We start from the raw sequence: 2,650 nt of genomic DNA, 5'->3' as shown, positions 1-2,650 counted from the left end.
CGAAAGCCTTTGACTTTGAAGCCGAAGCGCAAAAACCAAAAGCCGCCCAACCCAACTCACTCCCTCTCAAACCGCCGCCTCATCCTGCTCCCCGGTCCGAATCCGAATCACCCTCTCGATCTCGGTCACGAAAATCTTCCCGTCGCCGATCTTGCCGGTGTGGGCGGCCTTGACGATGGCGTCCAGCACGGTGTCGAGCTGGTTCTCGGCCACCACCACCTCGATCTTGATCTTGGGCAGGAAATCGACCACGTACTCGGCGCCGCGGTAGAGCTCGGTATGTCCCTTCTGGCGGCCAAAGCCCTTCACCTCTGTCACCGTCAGCCCGGTGACGCCCACATCTGCCAGCGCCTCGCGCACTTCGTCCAGCTTGAACGGTTTGATGATGGCGGTAATCTGCTTCATGTCGGCCCCTTGTCTTCTCATTGGTTGGTGAAAGATTCTAGCCCTGCGGCATGGCGGCGGGATGTGGGTTGCCGCACCGCGGCAAACCCGGTTTCCGCCGGACCCTCGCCGGCGCCTCGCCAGGCAGCGGCCAGCCCGGTCTGCCGCGCTGCAGCACCGCGGCGTTTCCGGTAGACTCGGCCGGCAGCCAACGGTGAGTGAATCAAGCGCAATGCAGTCGGAATCTTGCAAGCCCGGTCCGGACCGTCCCGCCGAAAACGCGCCAGGGGCGGCTTCGGCACAAGACGGACAGAAACCCGGGCGGACGGGGGATTATCGCACGCAGATCGTTTCGGATCTGTCGGAGATCCCGGCGGACCGCTGGGATGCCCTGGTGGACGCCCAGCCCGGCGCCACGCCATTCCTGCGCCATGCCTTCCTGCACGCCCTGCACGCCAGCGGCAGCGCCTGCGACGACACCGGCTGGAGCCCGCGCTACCTGACCCTGTGGGCGCGCGAGGACGGCGACGACCGCCTCGCCGCGGCCATGCCGCTGTACGCCAAGTCACATTCCTACGGGGAATACGTGTTCGACTGGGCCTGGGCCGACGCCTACGCCCAGCACCACCTGCCCTACTACCCCAAGCTGCTGTGCGCGATCCCGTTCACTCCGGTGCAGGGCGCGCGCCTGCTAGCGCGCGGCGAGGACGAGCGCCGGCTGCTGCTGCGGGCGGCGCTGGCGGTGGCCGGGCAGAGCGGGTTGTCCTCGCTGCACATATTGTTCCCGGACGAGCACGAAGCCGCGCTGATGGACGACGCCGGCCTGCTGATGCGGCACGGCGTGCAGTTCCACTGGACCAACCCCGGCTACGAGAGCTTCGAGGCCTTCCTGGCCACGCTGTCGCAGAAAAAGCGCAAGAACATCCGCGCCGAGCGGCGCCGGGTGGCGGAGGCGGGCATCGGCTTTCGCCAGTTGCGCGGGCCGCAGATCGACGAGGAAGCGTGGCGCTTCTTCCACCGCTGCTACCGCCAGACCTACCGCGAACATCACTCCACGCCCTACCTGAACCTGGACTTCTTCCTGCGCATCGGCGCGGCGATGCCCGAAAACCTGCTGCTGGTGGTGGCCGAGCGCGAAGGCAGGCCGATCGCCGCCTCGCTGGTGGTGTACGACGCCGATCCGGCCCGCAGCACGCTGTTCGGGCGCTACTGGGGCGCGCTGGAACACCATCCCTGCCTGCATTTCGAGACCGCCTACTACCAGCCGCTGGCATTCTGCATCGCCGAGGGCATCCGCACCTTCGAGGGCGGCGCCCAGGGCGAGCACAAGATGGCGCGCGGCTTCCTGCCGGTGGCGACGCGCTCGGCCCACTGGCTGGCGCATCCGGACTTCGCCGACGCGGTGGAGCGCTTCCTGGAGCGCGAGCGTCAGGGCATCGACGCCTACCTCGACGAGCTCAACGACCGCACGCCGTTCGCGCGCACCGCCGGCAACGGCGGCGCCTGACCGGCCGGGACCAGCCACAGAACCAACCGGAACCGGCCGACTGCCGAAGCCTAGCCGGCCATGCGGCTGCGCCGGCGCCGCCACATGCTGCGCAGGGTATCGTCGCCGAGCATGTAGTGATGGAACAGCGCCGCCAGCGCGTGCAGCCCGATCACCGTATAGAACGCCGTGCCCAGGGTTTCGTGGATGGACTTGAGCGTGTCCTTGAGGGCCGGGTCCGGGGCGACCAGCGCCGGCACTTCCAGGCCCGGCACCGGCAGCGCCAGCAGGTGGCCGGCCGCGTTGACGGTGAGCAGGCCCAGCAGCGGCTGCGCCAGGATGAACAGGTACAGCACCACGTGCACGGCGGCGCCGGCCAGCCGCATCCAGCGCGGGCCGGGCTCGGGCGCCGGCGCGCCGCCCAGCAGCCGCCACAGCAGGCGCGGGACGGCCAGCGCCAGCACCAGCATGCCGGCCCATTCGTGCGCCGTCATGGCGGCCATGCGGGCCGCGCTGCCGCGCGCGGTGAACCCCTTGAGCTCGATCGCCGCGTAGGCCACCGCGACCAGCAGGAACACCGCCCAGTGGAAAAACACGGCCGCGCCCGAATAGCGCCGGTCGAACGAATACGCGGGGGAGATCGCGCTCATGGGGATGAGGCTCCTTGTGCTATGTGCCTGGAGCTTAACCCCGCGCGGCGGCGCCGGCATTGGTCTCGGTCAATCCGGCGGCAACAAAAAACCCGCCGTGGCGGGTCGGGGTCCGGCGGCGCGCCCCGCT

Annotated in this window: 3 protein-coding genes; 1 reads left to right on the top strand and 2 read right to left on the bottom strand. The window is 69.0% G+C overall.

The features are described 5' to 3' along the window. Nucleotides 1–66: 66 nt before the first annotated feature. Nucleotides 67–405 carry a P-II family nitrogen regulator gene (glnK, locus tag K206_RS0121995; RefSeq protein WP_006162803.1) on the bottom strand — a complete coding sequence of 113 codons (339 nt, stop codon included), beginning with the start codon at nt 403–405 and terminating at the stop codon, nt 67–69. Between the two features lie 211 nt (nt 406–616). Here glnK and K206_RS0121990 point away from each other — a divergent pair, with 211 nt between their 5' ends. Next, complete coding sequence (locus K206_RS0121990) at nt 617–1,891, top strand: GNAT family N-acetyltransferase (RefSeq protein ID WP_029043932.1); 1,275 nt, start codon at nt 617–619, stop codon at nt 1,889–1,891. Nucleotides 1,892–1,941: 50 nt separating this feature from the next. On the opposite strand, the gene K206_RS0121985 is transcribed toward K206_RS0121990, so the two are convergent. Then, nucleotides 1,942–2,520 (bottom strand): cytochrome b, encoded by a 579-nt coding sequence (locus K206_RS0121985; protein ID WP_020204548.1) that lies wholly within the window; start codon nt 2,518–2,520, stop codon nt 1,942–1,944. Nucleotides 2,521–2,650: the final 130 nt, after the last annotated feature.

Source organism: Cupriavidus sp. WS, from assembly GCF_000395345.1.
GTDB classification, from domain to species: Bacteria; Pseudomonadota; Gammaproteobacteria; order Burkholderiales; family Burkholderiaceae; genus Cupriavidus; species Cupriavidus basilensis_B.
This window is presented reverse-complemented; position numbering and strand designations above follow the sequence as displayed.